General features: G+C 45.1%; 23 protein-coding genes. 20 read left to right on the top strand and 3 right to left on the bottom strand.

Features of this window, described 5'->3' with window-relative positions; all coding sequences use genetic code 11:
* Positions 1-38 precede the first annotated feature (38 nt).
* Positions 39-875, top strand: coding sequence for an HAD hydrolase family protein (locus tag GC093_RS28370; RefSeq protein ID WP_171655292.1), 837 nt, complete (start codon positions 39-41; stop codon positions 873-875).
* Between the two features lie 9 nt (positions 876-884).
* Here the strand turns inward: GC093_RS28370 and GC093_RS28365 are convergent, their stop codons facing one another.
* Together GC093_RS28365 and GC093_RS28360 are read right to left on the bottom strand one after the other, a co-directional pair.
* The gene (locus GC093_RS28365; protein WP_171655290.1) at positions 885-1,106 is read right to left on the bottom strand and encodes a hypothetical protein; all 222 of its coding nucleotides are present in this window, start codon (positions 1,104-1,106) and stop codon (positions 885-887) included.
* Between the two features lie 119 nt (positions 1,107-1,225).
* Positions 1,226-1,696 (bottom strand): HPP family protein, encoded by a 471-nt coding sequence (locus GC093_RS28360; protein ID WP_216624874.1) that lies wholly within the window; start codon positions 1,694-1,696, stop codon positions 1,226-1,228.
* Between the two features lie 117 nt (positions 1,697-1,813).
* Here GC093_RS28360 and GC093_RS28355 point away from each other — a divergent pair, with 117 nt between their 5' ends.
* From GC093_RS28355 to GC093_RS28325, 7 genes are all read left to right on the top strand, one after another.
* Positions 1,814-2,695: a LysR family transcriptional regulator gene (locus tag GC093_RS28355; protein ID WP_171655288.1), complete on the top strand. Its 882-nt coding sequence runs from the start codon at positions 1,814-1,816 to the stop codon at positions 2,693-2,695.
* A gap of 141 nt (positions 2,696-2,836) precedes the next feature.
* The gene (locus GC093_RS28350; RefSeq protein ID WP_171655287.1) at positions 2,837-3,757 is read left to right on the top strand and encodes an MBL fold metallo-hydrolase; all 921 of its coding nucleotides are present in this window, start codon (positions 2,837-2,839) and stop codon (positions 3,755-3,757) included.
* 228 nt (positions 3,758-3,985) lie between these two features.
* Positions 3,986-4,930, top strand: coding sequence for a hypothetical protein (locus GC093_RS28345; protein WP_171655285.1), 945 nt, complete (start codon positions 3,986-3,988; stop codon positions 4,928-4,930).
* Positions 4,931-5,012: 82 nt separating this feature from the next.
* Positions 5,013-5,759, top strand: a complete 747-nt coding sequence (locus tag GC093_RS28340; RefSeq protein ID WP_171655284.1) for an ABC transporter ATP-binding protein — start codon at positions 5,013-5,015, stop codon at positions 5,757-5,759.
* Positions 5,752-6,504 (top strand): ABC transporter permease, encoded by a 753-nt coding sequence (locus GC093_RS28335; protein WP_171655283.1) that lies wholly within the window; start codon positions 5,752-5,754, stop codon positions 6,502-6,504. The genes GC093_RS28340 and GC093_RS28335 overlap by 8 nt, the downstream gene beginning before the upstream one ends.
* Before the next feature lie 33 nt (positions 6,505-6,537).
* Positions 6,538-8,031 carry a sensor histidine kinase gene (locus tag GC093_RS28330; RefSeq protein WP_171655281.1) on the top strand — a complete coding sequence of 498 codons (1,494 nt, stop codon included), beginning with the start codon at positions 6,538-6,540 and terminating at the stop codon, positions 8,029-8,031.
* Positions 8,028-8,717, top strand: a complete 690-nt coding sequence (locus tag GC093_RS28325) for a response regulator transcription factor (protein ID WP_171655280.1) — start codon at positions 8,028-8,030, stop codon at positions 8,715-8,717. The genes GC093_RS28330 and GC093_RS28325 overlap by 4 nt, the downstream gene beginning before the upstream one ends.
* Before the next feature lie 77 nt (positions 8,718-8,794).
* Here GC093_RS28325 and GC093_RS28320 read toward each other — a convergent pair whose 3' ends face one another.
* Complete coding sequence (locus tag GC093_RS28320) at positions 8,795-10,366, bottom strand: catalase (protein WP_171655279.1); 1,572 nt, start codon at positions 10,364-10,366, stop codon at positions 8,795-8,797.
* A gap of 133 nt (positions 10,367-10,499) precedes the next feature.
* Between GC093_RS28320 and GC093_RS28315 the strand changes: the two genes are divergently transcribed.
* The 12 genes from GC093_RS28315 (at position 10,500) to GC093_RS28260 (ending at position 23,423) form a co-directional block, all read left to right on the top strand.
* Positions 10,500-11,042: a DUF1697 domain-containing protein gene (locus GC093_RS28315; protein WP_171655278.1), complete on the top strand. Its 543-nt coding sequence runs from the start codon at positions 10,500-10,502 to the stop codon at positions 11,040-11,042.
* Between the two features lie 144 nt (positions 11,043-11,186).
* Positions 11,187-12,134, top strand: coding sequence for a hypothetical protein (locus tag GC093_RS35600; RefSeq protein ID WP_216624871.1), 948 nt, complete (start codon positions 11,187-11,189; stop codon positions 12,132-12,134).
* 427 nt (positions 12,135-12,561) lie between these two features.
* Positions 12,562-13,404, top strand: coding sequence for a class I fructose-bisphosphate aldolase (locus GC093_RS28305; protein WP_246315529.1), 843 nt, complete (start codon positions 12,562-12,564; stop codon positions 13,402-13,404).
* Positions 13,404-14,561: a Gfo/Idh/MocA family protein gene (locus tag GC093_RS28300; protein WP_171655276.1), complete on the top strand. Its 1,158-nt coding sequence runs from the start codon at positions 13,404-13,406 to the stop codon at positions 14,559-14,561. Before GC093_RS28305 ends, GC093_RS28300 begins: the two co-directional genes overlap by 1 nt.
* Positions 14,561-15,757 (top strand): carbohydrate kinase family protein, encoded by a 1,197-nt coding sequence (locus GC093_RS28295; protein WP_312886623.1) that lies wholly within the window; start codon positions 14,561-14,563, stop codon positions 15,755-15,757. The genes GC093_RS28300 and GC093_RS28295 overlap by 1 nt, the downstream gene beginning before the upstream one ends.
* A 114-nt stretch (positions 15,758-15,871) precedes the next feature.
* A complete protein-coding gene (locus GC093_RS28290) occupies positions 15,872-16,627 on the top strand; it encodes a DeoR/GlpR family DNA-binding transcription regulator (RefSeq protein ID WP_171655275.1) in 756 nt (251 codons plus the stop codon).
* 151 nt (positions 16,628-16,778) lie between these two features.
* Positions 16,779-17,768, top strand: a complete 990-nt coding sequence (locus GC093_RS28285) for an alcohol dehydrogenase catalytic domain-containing protein (RefSeq protein ID WP_171655274.1) — start codon at positions 16,779-16,781, stop codon at positions 17,766-17,768.
* A gap of 34 nt (positions 17,769-17,802) precedes the next feature.
* Positions 17,803-18,813: a zinc-dependent alcohol dehydrogenase family protein gene (locus GC093_RS28280; RefSeq protein ID WP_171655272.1), complete on the top strand. Its 1,011-nt coding sequence runs from the start codon at positions 17,803-17,805 to the stop codon at positions 18,811-18,813.
* Positions 18,814-18,876: 63 nt separating this feature from the next.
* Positions 18,877-19,425: a D-lyxose/D-mannose family sugar isomerase gene (locus GC093_RS28275; RefSeq protein ID WP_171655271.1), complete on the top strand. Its 549-nt coding sequence runs from the start codon at positions 18,877-18,879 to the stop codon at positions 19,423-19,425.
* 76 nt (positions 19,426-19,501) lie between these two features.
* Complete coding sequence (locus tag GC093_RS28270) at positions 19,502-21,295, top strand: sensor histidine kinase (RefSeq protein WP_171655270.1); 1,794 nt, start codon at positions 19,502-19,504, stop codon at positions 21,293-21,295.
* 2 nt (positions 21,296-21,297) lie between these two features.
* Positions 21,298-22,650, top strand: coding sequence for an extracellular solute-binding protein (locus tag GC093_RS28265; RefSeq protein ID WP_171655269.1), 1,353 nt, complete (start codon positions 21,298-21,300; stop codon positions 22,648-22,650).
* On the top strand, positions 22,647-23,423 hold the full coding sequence (locus tag GC093_RS28260) for a response regulator transcription factor (protein ID WP_171655268.1): 777 nt from the start codon (positions 22,647-22,649) through the stop codon (positions 23,421-23,423). Before GC093_RS28265 ends, GC093_RS28260 begins: the two co-directional genes overlap by 4 nt.
* The last annotated feature ends 121 nt before the right edge of the window (positions 23,424-23,544 follow it).

Below are 23,544 nucleotides of genomic sequence, written 5' to 3'. Positions count from 1 at the left end.
GTGAAAGTTTATCTGTTGGAAAAAGGGGTTGCTATCAGATGAAAACCTTGTATGCACTATCTGATTTGGATGGTACGTTGCTGCTTCCAAATGCAACGGTGTCGGAATTCACTCAAGGTGTTATAACGCAATTATTGAATGAAGGGCATGTAGTAAGTTATGCCACAGCTAGAAGCTATGCGAGCTCGCAAGCAGCAGCAGGATCGATACCTTGGAAGCACCCATTGGTATTATATAATGGAGCGCTGCTGTACGACCCGGTGGCTAAGAAGAGGCTGGGCGGCGCCTTTTTGAATAGTGAATTGACCAATGAACTGCTGGATTTGGGACGGTCCTTCGGGCATTGTCCGCTATTGTTCGCATTGGATGAACAAGATAATGAACGCGTACTGCATGAGCCGTTAGTACTCACTGGATATCAGCAGTTTGCTGCTAGCCGTCCAGGCGATAAACGGTTCTGTGAACTGCCACAGCTGTTCTGTCCAGATTCCACACAGACACTCATTCTAACGTATATTGGGCATCATGATGAGCTTGTTCCTTTGTTGGAAGCAGTTAGCAGCTTGTATACAGGCAGGGTACATATTCATTTCATGCCGGATGCTTATATTGCTGATCATTATTTTCTGGAAATCAGCCATCCCAACGCTAATAAAAAGGATGGATTATTCCTATGGGCCCAAAGTGTAGGCTGTCAGCCGGAAGAAGTTATTGCATTCGGAGATAATTTAAATGATCTGGGACTGCTCGAAGCCGCTGGCACCAAGGTAGCTGTCGGAAATGCACAGCAGAAGCTAAAAGAAGCGGCAGATCTGGTTATTGATACGAATAGGGAAGACGGAGTAGCCAAGTACTTACTCCAAGTGAGAGTTTGAATAACCTCTTCAAGCAGGGTCCATTATTTCTTGATCGTCGTAATACATCGTTTCATTATTAAAGGAGCGGTTAATCGACAACAAAGAATGCATCAGCTCAAATAAATCAGCTTGATCCAATTGAAGCGAAATTTGACCTATTTCATTTTCTTGACTGTGATTTTTGGAAATTTTGAATCGAATTGATTTGTGATCGGGATTCACTTCTATCTCCCATTGTTCTTTTTTCAATATACTTTCCCACATATGTAATCACCGTTCCTTCTCTGTCATCAGGTTTGCCCTATTTTGTTGGACGCGAGATTAAGTATATGTGAGTAAATTGAAATTATTACTAAAAAAATAAGTGCTTACCACCATTGCTTGGGATAGCTAGAGGTTCGAGCGATTTTATGATAAAAGTACGCAGTCAGCACAATGAGTACTGCACCAAACAGTACCGGTGTGATTAGAAATTTCCAAGTGACAGCGGACAGCATGACTACTATTGGATCAGCTCCAGCGGGAGGGTGAACCGTTCGAGTCCTTTGCATGAAACCAATAGCAAGTCCAACGGCAAGAGCGATACTCCAAGAGTGTGTTCCGAATAAAGTTAAAATGATAAGACCAACCAGTGTGCTTAGTAGATGCCCCCCAATGATGTTTCGCGGTTGAGATAAAGGACTTTCGGGAAGCACAAATATAAGCACGCAGGTAGCGCCAAAAGGAGCCATGATCAAGCTGAAATTCATTAGTTCGCCAAATCCACTGCAGAGAAGAATGGCCGTGAAGCCACCTAGGCTCGGAAGAAGTGCTTTTAATTGATGTGAATATTGACTCATACTGATGTAACACCTCTTTCCTATCATTGCTACATATGATAACATAGCTATACCTATTTTACTTATGGATATATATGATGCTTGACATTGCAAATTGCAATATCAGTGAGGTGCAAAATGATCGATCAGATCGAAGGGAAATGGTTTAAATCGTTCGCTGCTGTATATGAGCACAAGAGTATTAGTAAAGCGGCGGAGCAGCTGGGTTATGTGCAATCAACACTTACGACGCATATTCAACTACTGGAGCGGGCATGCGGACGAAAGCTGTTTAATCGTCTTCCTAGAGGTGTTGAGCCGACGGAAGCCGGAGTGGAGCTTTCTCATTATGCCAATCAATTTCTACAGCTAGGGGAAGCGATGAATGAGGCCTTGCAATCACATACGGTTGCCAAAGGCACGGTGAAGCTGCAGGTTTTGGAATCTTTTTGCGTTTCCTACATGCCTTCTGTATTTGAACTTTTTTTTGAACAGTTTCCTCTAGTTCAGCTGGAACTGACGACAGGCTTTTATAAGGATACGTTGGAGGCACTATTAGAGCGGAGAATTCATATGGGAATTGTTCCGAAGAATCCGGAAAGAGATGATATCGATTTTCACCCCCTTATAGCAGAGGAGCTGATTTTCATTGCAGCACCTGCATTATCTGGGCAGTTAGGAGCAGTGGGTCTCTCAGAAGAAAGAAGAGTCATAGGCTTTGGAAGCCGCTGTATCTATCAATCACTTGCACATGAGGCGATGATGCAGGAATGGGGCACTCAACCCTATAAGAGCCTGGAGTACGCGAGCTTGGAAATGATTAAGCAGACCGTCATGAGCGGACAAGGGATTGCGCTAGTTCCGAAGATAGCAGTTGAAGCAGAGCTGCAATCAGGGCGACTTGTTAGGGTGCAAATGAAGAACCCGATCTTTGTGACCCATGGGATAATAGCCTGGAAAGACAAGGAGGAAACGGCTGCAACTAAGGCCTTGAAGCAAACAATCTTAAATCGGTTTTGAATCGGTTACTCATAAACAATTCTGATTTGACAGAGTGGCATTCTCGTCTTTAAACTAAAATAATGTAATATCATCCAATCACCACAAGATTATGCACAAGCTACAAGCTTTCTTACCCTATGAATAGAGGAGGATACTAATATGTTTATACAAGGCCAGGAAAAAACGGTTCCTGAGTATCACGAAAACTTAAAGGTTATTTTGCTAGGAACAGGTACGCCGCGCAGCTTTATTGGAAGGTCTAAGTCAGGAGCAATCGTACTGGCAGGAAATAAAACCTTTCTAGTGGATTGCGGCGCGGGTGTGGTTGACCAGATGATAAAAGCAGGCGTCATGCCGCAGCGTATATCCGATGTATTATTTACACATCATCACAGTGATCATAATTCCGGATTTTTCGATGTTTTTATTAGCAGCTGGCGGACACATGTTAATGCTGAGCGTGTTTTTGAAGGACGTAAAGTTCCAATGAGTGTATACGGTCCAACAACTACGAAGGAAATTATCGGGAAAATGCGGGAATCGTTTGATTTTGACGTTAACCTGCGGGTTAATTACAACAAATCGACAGACATAGGCGCTAATATTGAGTATTTTGAAAGCAATGAAGGCGTATTATATGACCGTGATGGAATTAAAATTACGGCTTTCGAGGTCGACCATAGACCGGTTAAGCCTGCGATCGCATTTAAATTTGAATTTAATGGAAAAGCTCTAGTTATTTCAGGTGATACAATTCCTGTGGATAATATGGTTAAATACAGCGAGGGCATAGACCTGCTAATACATGAATCCTACAATAAGCCATGGTTAGACGCGTTGATAGAGAAATTTCCTGAGCAAACGGTTGGCCTGTCAAATCCGGCAAAATACCATACAACAACGTTGGAGGCTGCGGAGATTGCTAGAGCAGCGGGCGTGAAGCATCTTGTGCTAACGCATCATATTCCTGCACCGCAGGAAACAGAGGAAGCCGAAGCGGCTTACATGGAAGGCATGAATGAGATCTACAGCGGGAAAATTACGATGGCGCGCGATCTCATGGAATTTGATCTGGAATAACCTCAGGTCTCACTCTTTTTAATAAATCATTTCTAAAAAAAAGCTTGATTGAGCATGCAGAGGCATGTTGAATTGAGCTTTTTTATTTTGGAGCCTAGTTTAGAAAAAATTAAGAACTATTTATACAACCTTAATAGTTACTTTACAGTCAGTTTCGATTCGTTGGCTACAATGGGTTTTGTGGGAGTGAATTGCTTTCTACTAAATCTATTATTGGAGGAATGACTCATGAATCGGAAAAAATTAGCTTTAATCGGAACAGGTGTTACCGTTGGAACCTTTTTGTTGATTACATCCGCGTATGCAGGTATTGCTGAAACCTCAGGCTATGACACCTACAAATCAGCAATCAAAAACACAGTCACTGCAAAAAGTATGACGGATACCGTAGCTGTATCTATTCAAGATAACGGCAAGCAAGTAGTAAGCGTAAATGCAATCGTTAAAAAAGATAAGCCTGCAAATGCAGTTAGTGCGAATGTGAATATTCAAGGCGGCGGCAGCGATCAATCTGTTAACGTGTATACAACGGCGGACGGCAAAAAGGTTATTAAAACAGGCGCAAGCGAGGTTTATAACGTTTTTGATGCCAAGGATACTCAGCATGGACGCGAAATGAAAAAAGAGAAAGCAGATGTTGGACAGGGAGATAAATTTAATCAGGAAGCCGAGAATCTAATCGACGCGTTGGTAGGAAATCTTAAGCAGTATGTAAACGAAACGGCAGCTGTTGACGGAAGTAAAGAAATTCATGTATCGCTCTCAGGCAGCCAGCTTCCAACCGCAGTGAATGCTGTAGGCTCATTTCTAGTGAAAAAGGCGTCTCATGACAGTCTAAAAGCTCATGAGTCTGACACTTCAAACAAGAAGGAATTGTTCGGCGCCGACCTGAGCAGCTTAAAGCAGGCTATGCCTAAGCTGACACAGGATGTTGCGATTACAAATGTGGATATTCAAGCATCTGTAGATGCAAATAACACGATTACGAAACAGAAAGCAACGTTAGCAATCTCTGGTAAAGATGAGTCTGGTGCAGCACATATGGTTACCGTTAACGTCGACCTTGGCATTTCCGGTTTGAATACTACTACTCCTGATTCCATTGACCTGACAGGTAAACAAGTACAAACGGTCGATGCGAAACAATGGGACAAATCCAAGTTTAACCACTAATACTTAAACGGCGGGCGCGTTTGCAAAGGTGCGCCTGCTTCCTTCCTAGTTCAGAAACAGTCCATTCGAAAGGAGCAAGCAGATGACGGAGGCTATTCTGGAATTAAACGGACTTACTAAAAAATATAGCAATAAGCGCGGTGTCGAACAGATTACTCTGCAGGTCAAACGCGGAGAGGTGTATGGTTTTTTCGGTCCGAATGGAGCGGGGAAAACGACTGTAATGAAAATAATTACTGGCCTCTGCCGCGCTGATCAAGGAAATGCGCGATTATTCGGTTATGATATAACGACGCATTATACTCAGGCGATGCAAAAGACAGGGGTACTAATTGAAACGGCTGAAGCATTCGAATATATGAGCGGGTACAAAAATCTGCAGCTAGCTTCAAGGTTTTATCCGGAGCTCGGGAAGTCCCGAATAGACGAGGTATTGGAGCTTGTCGGGTTAGCTAAATATAAACAGGAGAAGGTGGCGGGTTATTCACTCGGAATGAAGCAACGGCTAGGAATAGCCGCAGCGTTATTATCCAGCCCTGAGCTGCTTATTCTCGATGAACCGACGAATGGACTGGATATCGAGGGCATGGTTGAAATGCGCAAAATGATGGCTCTTTTAGCCAGTGAGCAAGGAATGACGTTCTTTCTGTCCAGTCATATGATCCAAGAGATGGAGCTGTTATGTACACGAATCGGCATTGTGAATGAAGGCCGGTTGATACAAGAAGGATTGCTGTCCGATTTGGTGGATGGGCAAGTCTATGAATCGCTTGAACAGCTGTTTATTTCCACTCTACAAGAGGAAAGGGAGAGAAAGGAATATGCATAGCTTTGTTGCAGGAACACGTAATGAATGGAGCAAGCTTGCAGCACGGAAGAAAATGCTGTTCTCGTTGCTGCTGCTCGTGCTGTTGCCAGTTGCTTCAGCTGTACTGCTCTCTCAGCTTCAATCTGGCATTGGAATAGCAGCAGTATCATCGGCTGATTTTCCAGTTCTAATGTTAAGTATTTATACCAACTTCGTAATACCTTTGTTTACGTTTATGGCAGCCGCCGACTTATTTGCAGGAGAAATTCAAGACCGTACGCTGAAGCTTACCTTGCTGCGCCCTGTCAGCAGATTCGTTGTATTTGGTTCCAAGATAGCAGCACTGGGTCTTTATTCACTAGTTAGTCTTGTCATTGGATGTGCCGTATCTGTACTCTCAGGGCTTCTGCTTAACTCGCGAGGCGATTGGGGAACCGGTCTATTGCAAGCGTTGGAAGCTTATAGTGTAGCATTCATACCTATGTTCACTCTTGTAGTATTGGCAGTTCTGTTGACTCAGCTATTTCGGAGCGCTAGTGGAGCCTTGATGGTAAGTGTTTTTGTATATGCCGGTTTAAAGCTGTTTGGCGTCTTTTATCCGCAGTATGCAGCCTATTCACCGACCTATTATACGGATTGGCATCAGCTATGGTTGAACGGAGCCGTTCCAGCGAGTAAGATCCTCAATGCGACAACTTATTTAACCGCTTCCTGCATCTTGTGTTTTACGGCAGCATTTGCTATGTTCGATAGAAGAGAAATATAGAAGGCCTGAGAGGCTATATAGGGGATATGGGTTATGTCCATCAAGGTTAGGCTGCTGCTTTCATATATGGCTATGCTTATTGTGCCTTTAATTCTGTTTATATTGGCCGCGATCATCATTGGTGTGGCTTTTATTGGGGATATGAAATCGGTTTATCATGGTGAATTTCGGCACGGCAACTTCATCAAAGAAGTGATAGAGAAACAGGATGCCGTGTTCGCAGACATACAAACCAAAGCTACCAAGGCGCCGGAGTCACTGCTCGATCCGAATGTCGCCGGTGAACTGGAAAATCTATTGGAAACGGTCAAAATGGGGCTAGTGATCCGTAAAGGCTCTGAGCTGCCGTATATTTCGGAGCGACTGAGCGGCTCTTCCATCCTGCAGTCACTGCCCGGTTATATCAATAAGGGTGAAGATAGTCAAGACATGAAAAAAACAAGTGACAACTGGTATTGGTATCGTCAGCATGATTTTATGTTCACCGATGGAACCCGGGGTAGTGCTTTTGTTATTACAGATATTAATTTTGTGCAAAAGTATTTGCATAAGTATTCCTTCCTGCTGATTGGCTCACTATTTTTCATTCTAATGTTGACCAACGGGGTCTTAACCTATTTAGTATCGAGAAGTATAATTAGACCCTTGAAGAAATTGAAGCAAGCTGCTGAACAAATCCGTGAAGGCAATCTCGACTCGGAGGTCGGAGTGCATACGCGAGATGAGATTGGAGAGCTTAGTATTGCTTTTGAGCAAATGAGGCATAGGCTGAAGGAATCGGTAGAGATGCAGCTCCAGTATGAGGAAAATCGTAAAGAGCTGTTATCCAACATTTCTCATGATTTGAAAACACCGGTTACCTCGATAAAAGGCTATGTGGAAGGTATTTTGGACGGAGTAGCAGGACCGGATAAATTGGATAAATATTTGCAAACCATATATGCCAAGACCGTAGATATGGATCGAATGATTGATGAACTATTTTTATTTTCGAAGCTCGATTTGAAGAAGCTTTCCTTTCATTTTGAAACCATAGAATGGGTTCCATATCTGGAAGACTTGATGGAAGAAGCGCAGTTTGACATGGAAAAAAAGGGTTTCTCGTTTTCACTTGACCTCGGGGCTGCAGACCGCTCGGTAAAGGTGAGTGCAGACAGGGAAAAGATGAAGCGAGTACTTACTAATATATGGGAAAATGCAGTGAAATACGCGGATAAAGAGTATAAAGCAATCCGTGTAGCACTAATCGTACGAGAAAAACAAATAATCATAGAAATTGAAGATAATGGGCAAGGGATTTCGCAGGATGCGCTGCCGTATGTGTTTGATCGATTTTATCGGGCGGATCTGTCCCGTAATTCCCTGACAGGAGGAAGCGGACTTGGGCTTGCTATTGCCAAACAGATCATATTAGAGCATGGAGGAGCTATTTCGGCAGAAAGTGTGGAGGGTGAAGGTACTCGCATTTCGATTACTTTACCTGTGGCAGAGACAATGAGTAAAGCGAGGGGGCAGACAGACCGTTGAAGCGAATTTTGATTATTGAGGATGAAATGAGTATAGCCGAGCTGGAGCGGGATTACTTGGAAATTGAAGGCTTTCAGGTTGATATTGAAAATCGTGGCGATACTGGCTTGCAGAAAGCGCTGCAGGAGCCGTATGATCTGATTCTGCTGGATGTCATGCTTCCTAAGGTGGATGGCTTTGAAATTTGCCGGAAAATCCGTAGTGAACAGGATACCCCCATTCTGATGGTTTCGGCTAAAAAGGAGGACATCGATAAGATTCGCGGATTAGGGCTCGGTGCCGATGATTATATAATTAAGCCCTTCAGCCCAGGGGAGCTTGTTGCCAGAGTGAAGGCCCATCTGAACCGTTACGAAAGATTAATGGGGAGGCGGGAGAATGCAAACGAAGAAATTCGTATTCGCGGTTTGATGATCGATAAAACATCGCGCCGTGTGTATGTGAATGACAAGGAAGTAGTCTTTACTACCAAGGAATTTGATCTTCTTGCTTTTTTGGCGCTCAATCCGAACCGTGTGTTCAGCAAAGACCACTTGTTCGAACAGTTATGGGGCTTCGATTCGATGGGTGACATCGCAACTGTTACTGTCCATATCCGCAAAGTGCGGGAAAAGGTAGAGGCCGATCCATCCAACCCTCAGTATATCGAAACCGTCTGGGGAGCGGGCTACCGGTTTAAGATTTAACATTGGAACATGGGCATGCCAATAGGGATATTAAACAAGAAGCTGAGGGAATGTAACATTTCCCTCAGCTTTTTATGTTAATACCTATCGCTTTGTTTTCCAGACTCCTCAGCTATCTCCGCTCCCTCTTGGGCATCTACTGAGCCAAGGTGAGCGGATTTTTTAGAATGAGCGAGGCCTTCTGAAACACGTCGGCCGTATTCAGGATCTGCATTCGTAAAGTTTTCGATCATTTTTTGTTGGATTTGGGGTACACATACGTTTAGAGCGTCGACTAAATTGCTAATCAATTCTTCGCGTTCCCAATTCTCGAAATTACGGAACGTTTCCCCAGCTTGCTTGAAATCATTGGTCCGATCGAGCTTTTGACGTACGAGCTTGGCATTATAGACAGGCTCGTGCTCCAAACCGGACGGTGCTGCTTCCTTCAAACCTCCTAATGAGGATGGTTCGTAATTGACATGTGGATTTTGATCCGCTGCTTTATCAACTATGTATTCCATTTGTCCGCCGCGTTGATTAGTTGCAACATGAGTTTTAGGAGCATTTATCGGAAGCTGAAGATAATTGGTTCCTACCCTGTAGCGCTGCGTATCCGAATAGGAGAACGTCCGTCCTTGCAGCAGCTTATCATCGGAGAAATCAAGCCCATCTACAAGAACACCGGTACCGAAAGCAGCCTGCTCTACTTCAGCAAAATAATTGTCCGGGTTTTTATTCAATACCATTTTACCAACAGGCAGGAAAGGGAATTGCTTGTGATCCCACAGTTTCGTAGGATCCAGAGGATCGAAATCCAGCTCAGGCTGCTCGTCATCACTCATAATTTGGACGCATAGCTCCCACTCCGGATAATTTTCACGTTTAATGGCTTCATATAAATCTTGTGTCGCATGGCTTGTGTTTAAGGCTTGGATTTCATTGGCTTCTGTTTGAGTCAGGTTCTTAATTTCTTGCTTCAGAGGCTCCCAGTGATATTTCACGAGGACGGCCTGGCCTTCTTTGTTGACCCACTTGTAGGTGTTTACACCAGAGCCTTGCATCTGTCTGTAATTGGCTGGAATACCCCATGGTGAAAAAAGAAACGTGATCATATGTGTAGCTTCTGGTGAATTTGAGACAAAATCAAACATACGTTCCGGATTGGATAGATTCGTAACTGGATCCGGCCGGAAAGAATGAACCATGTCTGGAAACTTCAAGGGATCACGAATAAAGAAAATTTTAAGGTTATTTCCGACTAAGTCCCAATTGCCTTCCTCCGTATAGAACTTTACAGCGAAGCCGCGCGGATCACGTAACGTTTCCGGTGAATGCCCTCCATGGACAACCGTAGAAAACCGGACAAAAACAGGAGTGCGATTTCCCGCTTCTTGAAACAGCTTAGCCCGTGTATATTTTGCAATAGACTCATTGCCTACTTTGCCATATGCCTCAAAATAACCATGAGCTCCTGCACCCCGCGCGTGAACAACTCTTTCGGGTATCTTTTCCCGGTCGAAGTGGGACACCTTTTCAATATAATGATAATTTTCAAGTGTAGAAGGGCCCCGATTCCCAACAGTTCGAATGTTTTGATTGTCCGAAATAGGATGGCCTTGTCGATCGGTTAATGTAAGGTCTTTGGTTCTTTTTTCCTGCTTGTCCATTTTATCCTCCTCATGTATATTCCAACCTATTGTTAGCAACCATTTGGAATATTATGCTGCCTATTGGAGAGCTTAAAAGTTATAATAGGGAAAATACCATAATTATCCTTCGATTAAGAAAAGGGGAACGAAAATGACGATTTATATTGCATTATTACGTGGCATTAATGTAAGTGGACATAACATGATAAAAATGAGTGAATTGAAAAGCATGTTTCAAGCGTTAGGATTTGGACGAGTGCAAACGTACATAAATAGTGGTAACGTCTTGTTCGAATCGGAAGAAGGTGCGGAAACGTTACAATTGCGAATTGAAAATGAAATAAAGTTAGTGTTCGGTTTATCGATCAGCGTTATATTGAGAACCGACAAGGAACTGGAACGGATTATAGAGCGTTGTCCGTTTGCACCAGGCTCCTTGACCGAAGGAGAAAGCATACACCTCACCTTATTGAAGGAAGCACCTTCGCAGGAAGAGATTGATCGGCTGCCTGATGTTAATTATGAGAATGACGAATATTATATGGAGGATCGAGAGATTTACATTTTGTATCGTAAGAGTTTACTTGATTCTAAATTACCCAAAAAATTTCAGAAGCTTGTACCCCAGACAGCACGAAACTGGAAAACGATAATAAAGCTAGGGACAATGGTCGAAGCGATGAAAGCTCATTGAATTGTTTCAATAGATCGGGTGTTTGCCGAAGTGCGAAGAGTCGTTAAGCAGCAGCCCATTTTACATTAAAGTGGGAACCAATACAGACACCAGCCCATACAATAGGGTCAAATGACTATATCATCTTTAGGAGGCAAACTGTATATGGAGCGTGCTTTTGGACATGGAGGCTTTGAACACGGAGGCTTTGGACATGGAGGCCTTGGACATGGAGGCCTTGGACATGGAGGCTTTGGACATGGAGGCTTTGGACATGGACACGGAGGTTTTGGACACTTTGGGCATCCGTCTTTTTTTCCTCAACGTAGATTTTTTCCATTTTTCTTTATTTCCCCTTTTTTCTTTCCGTTTTTTAGAGGAGAAGATGATCGCAATGGCACATATTTCACACATCACCACTGTAATGAAGGAGAGTCTATGGGGGTCCTGGCTCAAATGTACAATGTTCCCCAACCGATTCTAGAGAGTATGAATCCGCACATTCAAAATCCGGATTACTTAGCGCCGGGAAGCACTGCATATATTCCACGTTTGGATAAAATGTATTGCCACAAGATGTACATGGAGCAAGAAGGACTTGGAGACGGTAGAGATTTGCCTACTACGAACCCTGAACAACAAACGATGCCAATTCAAGGGAAATCACACATGCATCCGTACGGTCAACATACTCATTCCGCTTATCCATACCCCCATCATTATCCGCCGCAATACCATCCTGGAGCAGGGCAGCATATCGGCAATGGCTTTGGTGTTCATCTTGGAGGCCATCTTGGCGGGCATGAAGCAGGTGTTCATGCGGGTGGGCATCTAGGTGGGCAAGGCTTGGGTGTTCATACTGGCGGATATATTGGGGGTCATGGAGCAGGGGTACATGCTGGTGGACATTTAGCGGATCATGGCATGGGCGTTCATCTCGGAGGACATCTTGGGAATCAGGGTGCGGGCGTACATGCTGGCGGGAATATTAAGAATCATGGCGTTGGTGTTCACGTAGGAGGCAATCTAGGTGATCATGTCGGTCAGGTTGGCGTTCATCTCGGCGGTCATGTTAGTGGTCATGAAGAACAGGATCACTTAGATAAAAATTAATCTTTATCAGTAATGGTTGAAGCTCTCTTTCCTTTGGGATGGAGGGCTTCATTTTTTTTGACCTATTTGAATGTTTAAGTTCTTCACCCTACTAACGTTTTACTGGGTATCCTTTCTAAATGTCTCATAGGATTGATAAATGTTGGAACCGTAGGGTTGAATGTTGAAGGCTAGCTTATTGGTGTAAGGAGCTGTGATTGTACCCTCACTCACGGTAGAAGCACCCTTTCAGCGTGGAAGCTTGTAAGGAAGTGCAAGACCATTAATGTACACCAAGGACTGCGCATGTGACGCAAGCGATTTAAAGATAAAATCACATATCGCAAAATGTTCGTTTTGATAATTATATTGACTAAAAACAACATGTAAATTACTATAAATGTTATAAAAAGTAAATTTCATACCCAATTTTGAGGAGATGATTTTTTTGTCCGTTCCTTTTCGATTAAATCGCATGTTTAGTGAACAAGGAAAATGTTTTGATGTAGCTATTGATCATGGTTTTTTTAATGAGTATACGTTTTTAAACGGTATTGAAGATATGAGGTTAGCTATCCAGACTGTTGTGGAAGCGAATCCGGATTGCATCCAATTGACTATTGGCCAGGCGCATTTCTTACAGTCTATTCCCGGCAAGCAGAAACCAGGCCTTGTCCTTCGTGCCGATGCAGCCAATGTTTACGGTCCTGAGCTCCCAAGCTTCTTATTTAGTGAAACCATTAACCGGACCATTGAACAGGCTTTGCGTTTGGATGCCGTAGCTGTTTGTGTCAATCTGCTGCTCCTTCCGAACCAACCGGAACTTCATCATCAATGTGTTCGTAATATCTCTCTTCTCAAAACTGAAGCAGAGAAGTACGGGATGACATTGATGGTCGAACCTCTTGTTATGCTGCCAAATGAAGAGAAAGGCGGATATATGGTAGACGGTGATCTCCGTAAAATCATGCCATTGGTCCGCCAGGCTGTTGAGCTGGGCGCGGATGTCATCAAAGCGGACCCATGCGATGATGTTAGAGAATATCATCGTGTGATTGAGGTTGCTTCGGGTGTTCCTGTGCTGGTTCGCGGCGGGGGACGTGCAAGTGATGAGGAGCTTGTTAACCGGACTGTCGAGTTGATTAAGCAGGGAGCTTCTGGCATCGTATATGGCCGCAATGTGGTTCAGCATCCGAACCCGGCTGCTATGACTCGTGCCATGATGGCCATCGTGCACCACAACGTTACGGCTGAGGATGCGTTGAGCCTGCTGAAGGGAGTCTCAGCCTAATGGCCAAAACAGTTATACGTTTCGGTGTTATTGGCTGTGGGTTAATGGGCAAGGAATTTGCCAGCGCATCGGCTCGTTGGTGCCATTTGGAACATGTAGATTTTGAACCGCGGATTGTCGCAGTGTGTGACGCTAACCCAGCAGCAGCGCAGTGGTTTCTGAATCAAGTTCCAAGCGTGGAGCATGCCTACACGGATTACAAAGATTTATTGGCCGACGCTTCGATTGATGCGGTTTATTGTGCGGTTCCACATAATCTACACGAAAGTATATATATAGATATTATTCAGTCAGGCAAACATTTGTTGGGAGAGAAACCGTTTGGTATCGATAAAAAAGCCAATTCGGCTATTCAGGAAGCGATTCTTGCCCATCCAAATGTCATGGTCAGAAGCTCATCGGAATTTCCGTTCTTTCCAGGCGCCCAGCAATTGGTGAGGTGGGTGAATGAAGGTCGATTCGGAACCATTATCGAAGTGGAAGCGGGCTTCTGGCATTCCAGTGATCTGGATCCCAACAAGGCAATCAATTGGAAACGCCGTATTGCCACCAATGGAGAATATGGCTGTATGGGAGACTTAGGCCTGCATGTGCTTCACCTGCCGCTGAGATTTGGTTGGAAACCGGCCAATGTCAGAGCAATGCTGTCAAAGATCATTCATGAAAGACCGGATGGGAAAGGTGGAATGGCAGCCTGCGAAACTTGGGATAATGCCATACTTGCTTGTGAAGTGAATATTGAGAAGCAGAAGTTTCCTATGATCCTTTCCACCAAAAGAATGGCTCCAGGACATGCTAATACATGGTTTATCCGTATCCAAGGCACTGCCTTTTCGGCCGAGTATAGCACCAAAAATCCAAAACAAATAGCATCTCTTCCTTATGAGCCGGGTGGATCACAGGCTTGGCATGTAGTCGATGTTCCTTATAAATCCGCGTACGATACGATAACCGGAGGCATTTTTGAGTTTGGATTTTCCGATTCAATTCTCCAGATGTGGGCAGCATTTTGCGACGAGCTCTTACACGGCAAGGAGATGGTGCAGTCATTCCACTGCGCAACACCAGATGAAGCAGCAGGCAGTCACATGGTGTTTACAGCAGCTCTGGAATCGGAACAAACAGGAGAAACCGTAACGATTGACTGGAGGGAATAGTGTTGAGCGGACGAGGGGTGGACGTGGTAGTTGCAGGGCATATTTGCATAGATGTAATTCCAGCCATCCAGGAGAAGAAGGAAGCTATGCTTACTCCAGGTAAGCTGATTGACATCGGCCCTGCCCTGATATCGACCGGAGGAGCCGTTTCCAACACGGGATTGGCCCTACACCGGCTAGGCCTTAAAACGCGCTTAATGGGGAAGATAGGCGATGATTTGTTTGGCAATGCCGTTCTTAAAGCGCTTGAAGAGTACAATGAGGAATTGTCGGAAGGAATGATTGTGGCGTCAGGTGAGCATACCTCTTATACGTTGGTTATCAGCCCTCCGAATGTAGATCGCATCTTTTTGCACTGCACTGGAGCGAATGATACGTTCTCTGCGGATGATGTAAAGGAAGATTCATTAAAAGATGCCAGATTGTTTCATTTTGGTTATCCGCCATTGATGAAGAGGATGTACGAAGACAGTGGAACGGAATTGGAATGTCTTTTATCAGCTGTTAAAGAGCAGGGCTTGACGGTTTCGCTTGATCTGGCCAAGCCGGATCCCGAATCGCCGGCTGGACATGCAGATTGGAGGACTATTCTTCGCAAAGCGATTGCTCACGTGGATGTATTTCTTCCGAGCTTCGAAGAGATATTATTCATGCTTCGTCCCGAGATATACGAGAAATTTACAAATGTACAGCAAACAAACGTTTTATTGTCTTTTGCAAACGTTCAGTTGCTTTCATTGCTTACCGACGAGCTGATTGAAATGGGTGCTGCGGTTGTAGGGTTGAAGCTAGGAGAGCATGGTCTCTATCTGAAAACCTCAAGAAACTCGGCAAGATTCCAGACCATGGGTTTCTGTTCTCCGCCTGCAGACAAGGTAGAGGGGTGGGTGAACCGTGAACTGCTGGTTCCTTGCTTCCAGGTAAGGACTGCAGGAACAACGGGGGCTGGAGATTGTACGATTGCCGGTTTTCTGGCAGCGCTTTTGAAGGGATTGACTGTGGAAGAGGCACTGATAAGCGCAGTTGGAGTCGGAGCCTTTAATGTTGAAAAAGCGGATGCCGTCAGCGGAATTCCATCATGGGATATGCTCAGGGCGCGAATTTCGAACGGTTGGCTGCAACAGGAGATAAGGTTTGAGCTGTTTGGTTGGCGCTATCAGGAACATCTCCAGGTTTGGAGCCACGATAACCCTTAAAGAATACTATCCATGATTCATTGTTTACCATATTGCTCCTTTTCGAAAAGGAGGCGATAATAAGGATAACAGACATTTCTTTTACTTGGAAATCGGCGGGAGGCCGTAGGTATCATGATTAACGGATTGAATGAGAGGCAGCAGCAAATTTTGGAGCTTTTGAATGCTGAGAGGGAAGTTAAAATCACAGAATTGAAGGAACTATTTGCTGTGACGGAAATGACACTTCGCCGAGATTTGGAAAAATTGGAGTCAGCGGGGAATATTCGGCGCACATTCGGTGGAGCTATCCTGATGGGCAGAGATATTGCTTTACAGGATCGGTACAGCTTAATGTCGGAAGAAAAGATGAAGATCGGTAAAAAAGCTGCGGGACTTATTCAACCCGGAGATTCCGTGTTTATTGACGCAGGAACCACAACTCTGCAAGTTGCACGTTATCTGCCTCCAGGTATGAACATTAAGGTTGTAACCAATGCCGTAAACATTGCTGCAGAATTGATGGGCAAACAAATCCAGACCCTCGTGACAGGAGGAATGCTAATAGATACAACGGCAGCTTTGGTTGGACCGATCACGGAGAGAACGATTTCCGGTATGGCGTTTGACCGTATTTTTTTGGGTGCAACAGGCGTCAATATCAAGCATGGATTTAGCAATTCAAACTTATATGAAGCGGAAATAAAAAAAGTTGCGATAAGTCAAGCGGAGGAAGTCAACATTGTGATGGATCATTCGAAATTCGGAGCAAAAGAGTTGTTCTCATTTGCCCCATTGTCGAAAGTGCATCGTATTGTGACGGACCAATTGCCTGCAGACGAGCTGCTGTCGGCCAGTGAAGAATCGGGCATCGAGCTCTGTACTCAATAAATGCCGTTTAAAGGCATTTGCTTAGGGCTCGTTAATTGATTCTGAAGAAAGGTAGCAGTAAGATGGCTGGTGAAGAAGGGTGGACGAAGACACTCTTCGCTAAGTGAATGAATTGTAACCGCTTTCTCATTGTGTAATGGGGGGATTGGTATTGAAAGCCTTAGTCTTTTATGCTCCAGGGGACGTGCGTGTAGTAGACCGCCCGGAGCCAATAGTAAACGCTGGTGAGGTCCTAATTAAAGTTGCCGCAGCAGGCTTGTGCGGCACCGACAGACATATTGCTGACGGCAGCTATACTTCTGCCAAATCTATGGTTTTGGGACATGAGCTAGCTGGTGTGATTCAAGAGGTCGGACATGGAGTGGAACACATATCCGTAGGTACCAGAGTGTGTGTGGATCCTAATTTGGGCTGTCACAGCTGCAACTATTGCCGTGCAGGGAAGCCGCATCTATGTCTGAATGCTCAAGCTGTGGGTGTGACTCGTGATGGTGGATTGGCGTCTTACGTCAGTGTTCCTGCGGAATTATGCCATCCGTTGCCTGAAGGGCTTTCCCCGGTTCATGCAATATTAGGGGAGCCCTTGTCCTGTGTCGTTCATGCGCTGGATCGCGCCAATATTGAGCTAGGAAGTAAAGTGGCGATCTGGGGATTGGGCACTTCAGGTATCATGATGATTCAATGCCTGCGGGCAATGGGACAGCCAACAATTATTGGGGTGAGCCATCATGAGGATCAGAGAAATCTTGCTTTAAGGGCAGGAGCCACCCAAGTCATGACGCAGGAAGAAGCCAAACAAAGCCTGGAAGTGGATTTGGCGATCGAAGCATCCGGCTCTCCGTCAGCTTTTGAACCTGCATTTAATGCTTTGGCGCCTGGAGGGCGCATGCTGCTATATGGTGTGATGTCACCTGGTGATGTAGTTTCATTAAAACCTGAACAAATGTTCAGACGCGAGCTTACGCTAATTGGAAGCTACGTCGGACCCAGAACTTTGGATCGCGCATTGTCACTCCTTGCCGCTAGAATCGTGGAACCGGAAATGATTCTGGGCGACAGGCTTAACCTGGAGGAAGCGCGCGAATGGGTTCTCAAAGAGGGAGCTAGAAAAAGGGCGAAAGCCTACGTGGTGTTTGAGTAACGAAAAATCCTAAACGTATTGGAGGCCGAATGCAATGAAAGCTTTAGTCATGGAATCGCCCCGAAATGCAGTTATTAAGGATGTTCCATATCCTCATCCAGGTCCGAACGAGATCACAATACAAGTGAAACGATGCGGCATCTGCGGCACGGATTTACATATTTACCAAGGGACATTTATGCCAAAATATCCATTGATACCAGGTCATGAGTTTGCTGGAGTGGTCAGTAAAACGGGTGCCCATGTTACCAAATTCAAAATCGGTGACCGTGTAGCTGTCGATCCTTCCTTATTTTGCGGGAAATGTGACTATTGCCTTAGCGGTAGAGGAAACCACTGTGTTGAGTGGGGAGCTATCGGAGATACAGTTAACGGCGCAATGGCTGAGTATGTCAAAGTTCCGGAAGCCGTTGCTTTTCATATGCCCGATGGTATGCCATTTGCGGAAGGTGCTTTTATTGAACCTATTGCTTGCGTGGTGCATGGTATGAACCAATTGCAATTACGTGTAGGACAAAGCGTATTATTGTTCGGAGCGGGCAGTATGGGTCAACTGTTGATTCAGTCTTTATCCCATGCGGGTGCGGGTGAATTGGCGGTAGTGGACGTATCTGACAATAAATTGGAAATGGCTAGAAAGAACGGGGCTACTCACACTTTCCTTAGCTCCGAAATTTCCTCCAAGCTGAATAACCGGAAAAAGTATGCAGGCTTCGATGCTGTAATAGATGCAACCGGGATTCCTCAAGTTATTCAAGCACAGCTACAATATCTTGCACCGAGCGGAACGCATCTGCAGTTCGGTGTAGCTCCTCAAGATGCAAGGATCTCCGTAAGTCCATTCGATATTTATCACATGGATTGGAAATTAGTCGGTTCGATGGCAGTGAACCATACCTTTAAGCCAGCTATGGATTGGATGGCAGCAGGGCGTTTTAAAACGGCTCCTCTTATATCTAAGCAAATTCAGTTGGACGAGGTGCCGGCCTTTTTTGCCCAAGGTAAGGCTGCTGACATTATGAAGGTTCAAATCAGCTTTGAATGAGAGGATGATTGACCCATCAAACCATCAAGAATCTCTAATTTACAAGGGAGGGCAGTGAGGAATATGAGAAGAAGCGAGATAAGAAAAGCTCAAGAACGCACAGCATCAATATTACTAGCTAATGGCATTGCACTAGCCGCTCATGAAATAGAACATATTGAAGTGGCGGGCTTTGGGCTAGATGAGCTCGAGGTTCAAGGTTTGGAACTCGTTACTTATGTGAACACCGATCGCTACTGTGCCAAAGAATTAGTTTTGTTTCCAAGGCAAACGTGTCCGGAGCATTTGCATCCATCGATTGGTAATGAGCCTGGTAAAATGGAAACCTTTCGTTGCCGATCAGGGAAAGTGTTCTTGTATGTGGAGGGTGAAGCTGCTGCAAGCATCAAATCTGTTGTTCCTGCAGGAAGTGAATCCTATTACACCGTATTTCATGAGGTTGAATTGCTTCCAGGTGAGCAGTATACCATTCAGCCCGGAATTAAGCACTGGTTTCAAGCAGGTGACGAAGGGGCTATTGTGTCTGAATTTTCTAGTACAAGTCGAGATGAGTATGACATTTTTACTGATCCGCGCATCGAGCGTCTACCCGCCATTCTGGAAGAAGAATAGGAGAAGGGTCTAACCTTCTCCCTTATTTCTGCTTTATTGTAAAATAAATGGAAAAACATTAAATGGAGTGCATGATATGAAACCGTATCCTCGAAAGCTGGCCTCCATTCGAACCATATTGATCACCAGCCTCTTGGTGCTGATGATTTTTCCAATTATTATAATTACCTTGGTGACGTACTATAAGGAAAAATCGATTTTCCAGGACCTTGTGAGCCGGTTTTTACTGCAGACGGTGCAGCAGACCAACCGTTCCCTGGAGGCCAATTTGTCCGAGATGGACCGTTTGACCTGGCCGATCCTGTATCGGGAGCCGCTAGATTTTCTTGCGAAACCGGGGGAATCCTCCTACGAAATCGTTAAGGCAACAGGCCAATTCAAGCAGGAAATGTTCCAGCAATATTTTCGCGGGCGCATTAGCGAGGTTAGCTCCATTTACTTCGTGACCCCGGAGCACACGCTGCTTTCCACAGATAGTGCGTTTCAAACGTTCGATAAGATCCATACAGGCAATTATCGTTATATCACGGAGCATCTGGAGAAGGACCCGCTCTCCATTCAATGGTTCAATGAAAAATACGCCATCTTTTCCCATCGGGAAGGCTTTCCATCAGGCATTCATCCTTCTGTTCTTGCGGCGAGAAAAATTGTGGATAGCAATCGAGTGGAGCTGCAGGGTTATTTGATCATCCAATTTAACAATTTATTTCTAGAGGATGTGCTTCAAAATGTGCAGATTGGCAAGAGCGGGTCGCTGCTGCTGCTCGATCAGGAGCGCGAGCTGCTTTTTGGTGAGCAGTCACCTTATTTAAAGAATGAACGCATTCGTCAAGCGCTTGCCAAGCTGCCTGAAAAAGAAACGGGCACGGAAGTTATTGATGGGAAATGGATCGTAGCGTACACTGCTTCCAAAAAAAGCGGCTGGATCATGGCTGCAGTCGTTCCGATGCAGGAACTGCTGGAGCCTAACAGGGTGCTGCTGCGCAATTTGCTGCTGATTGCAGGTTTGGGTGCAATTGTTTCCATATTCGTATCCTTATCGCTCGCAACTAATCTTTCCAGACCTGTTATACGACTGTCCCAGCTCATGATGAAAGCATCATACGGCAACCTCGAAGTTCGAAATACGAACGAAAGCTATCGGGAGATTTCGATTCTGGAGCGTAATTTCAACAATTTAATGGATAGGATTCAGGAGCTGCTTGCCGAGGTAGAAAAAGAACAGCAGGAGAAACAAGAGGCATCGATGAGAGCGCTGCAGATGCAAATTCATCCTCATTTTTTGTACAACACTTTGGATACGATTTATTGGATGTCCAAAAAGTATAAAGCCGATCAGATCAGTAAGCTGGTTACGTCTCTTGGAAAGTTTTTTCGTCTTAGTCTTCATGCAGGCAGAGATCGGATTCCATTGGAGCAGGAATTCGAACATATTCGAAGCTATTTGGAGATTCAATCGATCCGTTACCGGGAAAAGGTCGTCTATGAGGTTTCCATCGACGATCTCGCCAGGCAGGTTCGAACGGTGCCGCTGCTGCTGCAGCCTATTGTCGAAAATGCGTTTGAGCATGGGATCACACAATCCCCTCTTGCTGACCGCTTGGGGCATATCACCGTCGAAGCCAGGTATCTGAATGATAAAGTGCACATCGAGATTCGGGACAACGGTAAAGGAATGAACGAGCAAAAGCTTGAGGAGCTGTTGTTAAGCTTGCGGGATACAGGAAAGGTTGATCATATCGGACTCAGCAATGTGCAACAAAGGCTGCTGCTCGCGTTCGGCGCCATGAGTACCCTGCGGATCGAATCGCAAATAGGAATCGGTACGACCGTATCCTTTGACATTCCGGTTGAAAAGGAGGAGGTTTGACCATGCCGAAATTGCGGTGGAGCAGTTACTCCGCAATCTTGCTCCTGCTGGTATGGGGGTTCGGTTGCTTGTACATTCTCGTATTCTCTGCTGATGACAAACCGGCGACACAGGAAAAATCGGTCAAAACAATAAAACTTCTGATGCGTACAGGTAATGAATCCGAGTCTATGCGGCAGGCGATTCCTACGTTTGAACAAGAAACCGGTATTCGAGTGGAGATGATTGAGCTGAGCAGGGATGTGTATTTCACCACGCTGGCTACCCAATTATTTGCCGGTTCGGGTGATTTTGACCTTGCTTTTGTCCCGAGTACCTATATTGCTCAATTCTCCTTAGGCAAAGTGCTATTACCTCTGGATTCGTTCATTCATGATCCTCAACTGACCGATGAGAAAATTTTTGATTTAACCGATTTTTTAACTACCTATTCCTATAATCAACAGCTTTATGCGTTGCCTACCGATGTCAGTACGCATTTTCTATATTATCGCAGCGATTTGATTCCGCACCCCCCACAAACATGGGATGAGCTTAAAGATCAAGCGATGCGGCTAACTCAAGCTCACAATGCCTCTTCCCCGACAAAATGGGGCATTGGATTCTCTGGGCTTGCTCCCGAGGAGCTTCCTAAAGTATTTGATACGCTTTTATGGAGCTTTGGAGGAGACCTACTTAATAAAGAAAAAGAGGTGTTTCTTGATTCTTCCCAATCTATCTATGCAGGCCAGTATTTGGAAGGCTGGGTTCGGGATAAAATCGTCCCTCCTGATTTGCTGTCTTGGGGTTTCTCGGAAGTGAGGGACGCTCTGATGAATGGAGATATCGCCATAGCGGCTCCTTATTGGAACGCGGCATATGACTCCATTAGAAGCTCCAATAGTCCCTATAAAGACTTAATTAAGGTTGCTTTGATCCCAGGAGAGGAAGCAAGCGATGGCTCGATTCAACGAGCTGCATTTCAGCATGGTTGGGCGCTTGCCATCAATGCAAAATCGGCGCATCCTGAGGAGGCATGGAGGTTCATTTCATACATTACCGGCAAGCGGGGCGGTGCTATTTATGCAAGATCTGGAGGCACTCCTGCCCGCAAATCAATCCTGTCCGATCCACTGCTGCAAATTATAAGGCCCGAGTTTTCCCTTGTGCTGGAAAGTATGAAATTCGCCAGAAACGAACCTTCTATCCCTTTTTATCCACTGATGATTGATATACAAAACGACGCTCTAACCCAAATATTGACGCTCCATACACCACCGGATCAAGCCTTACGCAAGGCAGCCAATCAACTACGTGGAGCTGTCATTCACGATAAAGTTAACTTGCTGTCGGAAAGGAAGGAGAAAGCACCATGATCTGTAGGGCGATAGTCATAGATGATGAGGCATGGATCCGTGAAGGCTTGGCCGAGCATCTCGATTGGCAGCAGCTCGGAATTGAGCTTTGTGGTGCATTCGGCGATGGATCACAGGCTTTGGCCTATGTGCTGCAAACTGAAGTGCATCTCATTCTATCGGATATTCGGATGCCCAATATGACCGGACTCGAATTAATTGCTACCCTCCGTGAGCATGCCGCGCAAAAGCCTGAGCTCAACCGTATAAAGGTCGTTTTTCTTAGCGGTTATGGTGAATTTTCTTACGCACAGGAAGCGCTTCGCTACGGGGCTGTTGACTATCTGCTAAAGCCTGCGGAAACTGAAGAGATTGAGCGAGCCTTATTTCGCGCAAAAGCGCTATGGTTGAAGGATTCCGCAAAACCTAAACCTGCACGCAAGCATGACGGGGAGACAGAGGTCGAACCGGTTTCTTATATTATCAAAAAGGCGCTTAACATCATAAACCGTCGGTATATGGAGGAGCTGCAGCTGGCTCAGGTTGCCGAAGAGGTATTCGTAACACCCAATTATTTGAGCCGCTTGTTCAAGCAGAAGACCGGGCAATCCTTTAGCGAATATATTTCGAATCTTAGGCTTGAGAAGTCGAAGGAGTTGCTTATAACAACTTCCATGAAAGTGTATCAGATCGGAGAAACCGTCTGCTATCCGAACCCTCGGTATTTTAATGAATGGTTTCAGAAGTCGACGGGCTATACACCAAGCGAATACCGCAATCATTACACTGAATAGCACTTCATCAACCACCTGATGGGTGGTTTTTTATTTTTTCCTGAAGCAGAGTAGAAAAACTGTAAAAACGATAGATTTACCACATATTGGAGTAAATGTACGGTAGGTATAATGAAATGGA

The organism is Paenibacillus foliorum, from assembly GCF_013141765.1.
Taxonomy (GTDB): domain Bacteria; phylum Bacillota; class Bacilli; order Paenibacillales; family NBRC-103111; genus Paenibacillus_S; species Paenibacillus_S foliorum.
This window is presented reverse-complemented; position numbering and strand designations above follow the sequence as displayed.

Excerpts from the sequence above, each read along its gene's own strand:
- GC093_RS28270 (WP_171655270.1), top strand. The coding sequence starts at position 19,502 with ATGAAACCGTATCCTCGAAAGCTGGCCTCCATTCGAACCATATTGATC.
- GC093_RS28290 (WP_171655275.1), top strand. The coding sequence starts at position 15,872 with ATGATTAACGGATTGAATGAGAGGCAGCAGCAAATTTTGGAGCTTTTG.
- GC093_RS28265 (WP_171655269.1), top strand. The coding sequence starts at position 21,298 with ATGCCGAAATTGCGGTGGAGCAGTTACTCCGCAATCTTGCTCCTGCTG.
- GC093_RS28335 (WP_171655283.1), top strand. The coding sequence starts at position 5,752 with ATGCATAGCTTTGTTGCAGGAACACGTAATGAATGGAGCAAGCTTGCA.
- GC093_RS28300 (WP_171655276.1), top strand. The coding sequence starts at position 13,404 with ATGGCCAAAACAGTTATACGTTTCGGTGTTATTGGCTGTGGGTTAATG.
- GC093_RS28350 (WP_171655287.1), top strand. The coding sequence starts at position 2,837 with ATGTTTATACAAGGCCAGGAAAAAACGGTTCCTGAGTATCACGAAAAC.
- GC093_RS28360 (WP_216624874.1), bottom strand. The coding sequence starts at position 1,696 with ATGAGTCAATATTCACATCAATTAAAAGCACTTCTTCCGAGCCTAGGT.
- GC093_RS28315 (WP_171655278.1), top strand. The coding sequence starts at position 10,500 with ATGACGATTTATATTGCATTATTACGTGGCATTAATGTAAGTGGACAT.
- GC093_RS28330 (WP_171655281.1), top strand. The coding sequence starts at position 6,538 with ATGTCCATCAAGGTTAGGCTGCTGCTTTCATATATGGCTATGCTTATT.
- GC093_RS28275 (WP_171655271.1), top strand. The coding sequence starts at position 18,877 with ATGAGAAGAAGCGAGATAAGAAAAGCTCAAGAACGCACAGCATCAATA.
- GC093_RS28320 (WP_171655279.1), bottom strand. The coding sequence starts at position 10,366 with ATGGACAAGCAGGAAAAAAGAACCAAAGACCTTACATTAACCGATCGA.
- GC093_RS28370 (WP_171655292.1), top strand. The coding sequence starts at position 39 with ATGAAAACCTTGTATGCACTATCTGATTTGGATGGTACGTTGCTGCTT.
- GC093_RS28355 (WP_171655288.1), top strand. The coding sequence starts at position 1,814 with ATGATCGATCAGATCGAAGGGAAATGGTTTAAATCGTTCGCTGCTGTA.
- GC093_RS28345 (WP_171655285.1), top strand. The coding sequence starts at position 3,986 with ATGAATCGGAAAAAATTAGCTTTAATCGGAACAGGTGTTACCGTTGGA.
- GC093_RS28340 (WP_171655284.1), top strand. The coding sequence starts at position 5,013 with ATGACGGAGGCTATTCTGGAATTAAACGGACTTACTAAAAAATATAGC.
- GC093_RS35600 (WP_216624871.1), top strand. The coding sequence starts at position 11,187 with ATGGAGCGTGCTTTTGGACATGGAGGCTTTGAACACGGAGGCTTTGGA.
- GC093_RS28260 (WP_171655268.1), top strand. The coding sequence starts at position 22,647 with ATGATCTGTAGGGCGATAGTCATAGATGATGAGGCATGGATCCGTGAA.
- GC093_RS28280 (WP_171655272.1), top strand. The coding sequence starts at position 17,803 with ATGAAAGCTTTAGTCATGGAATCGCCCCGAAATGCAGTTATTAAGGAT.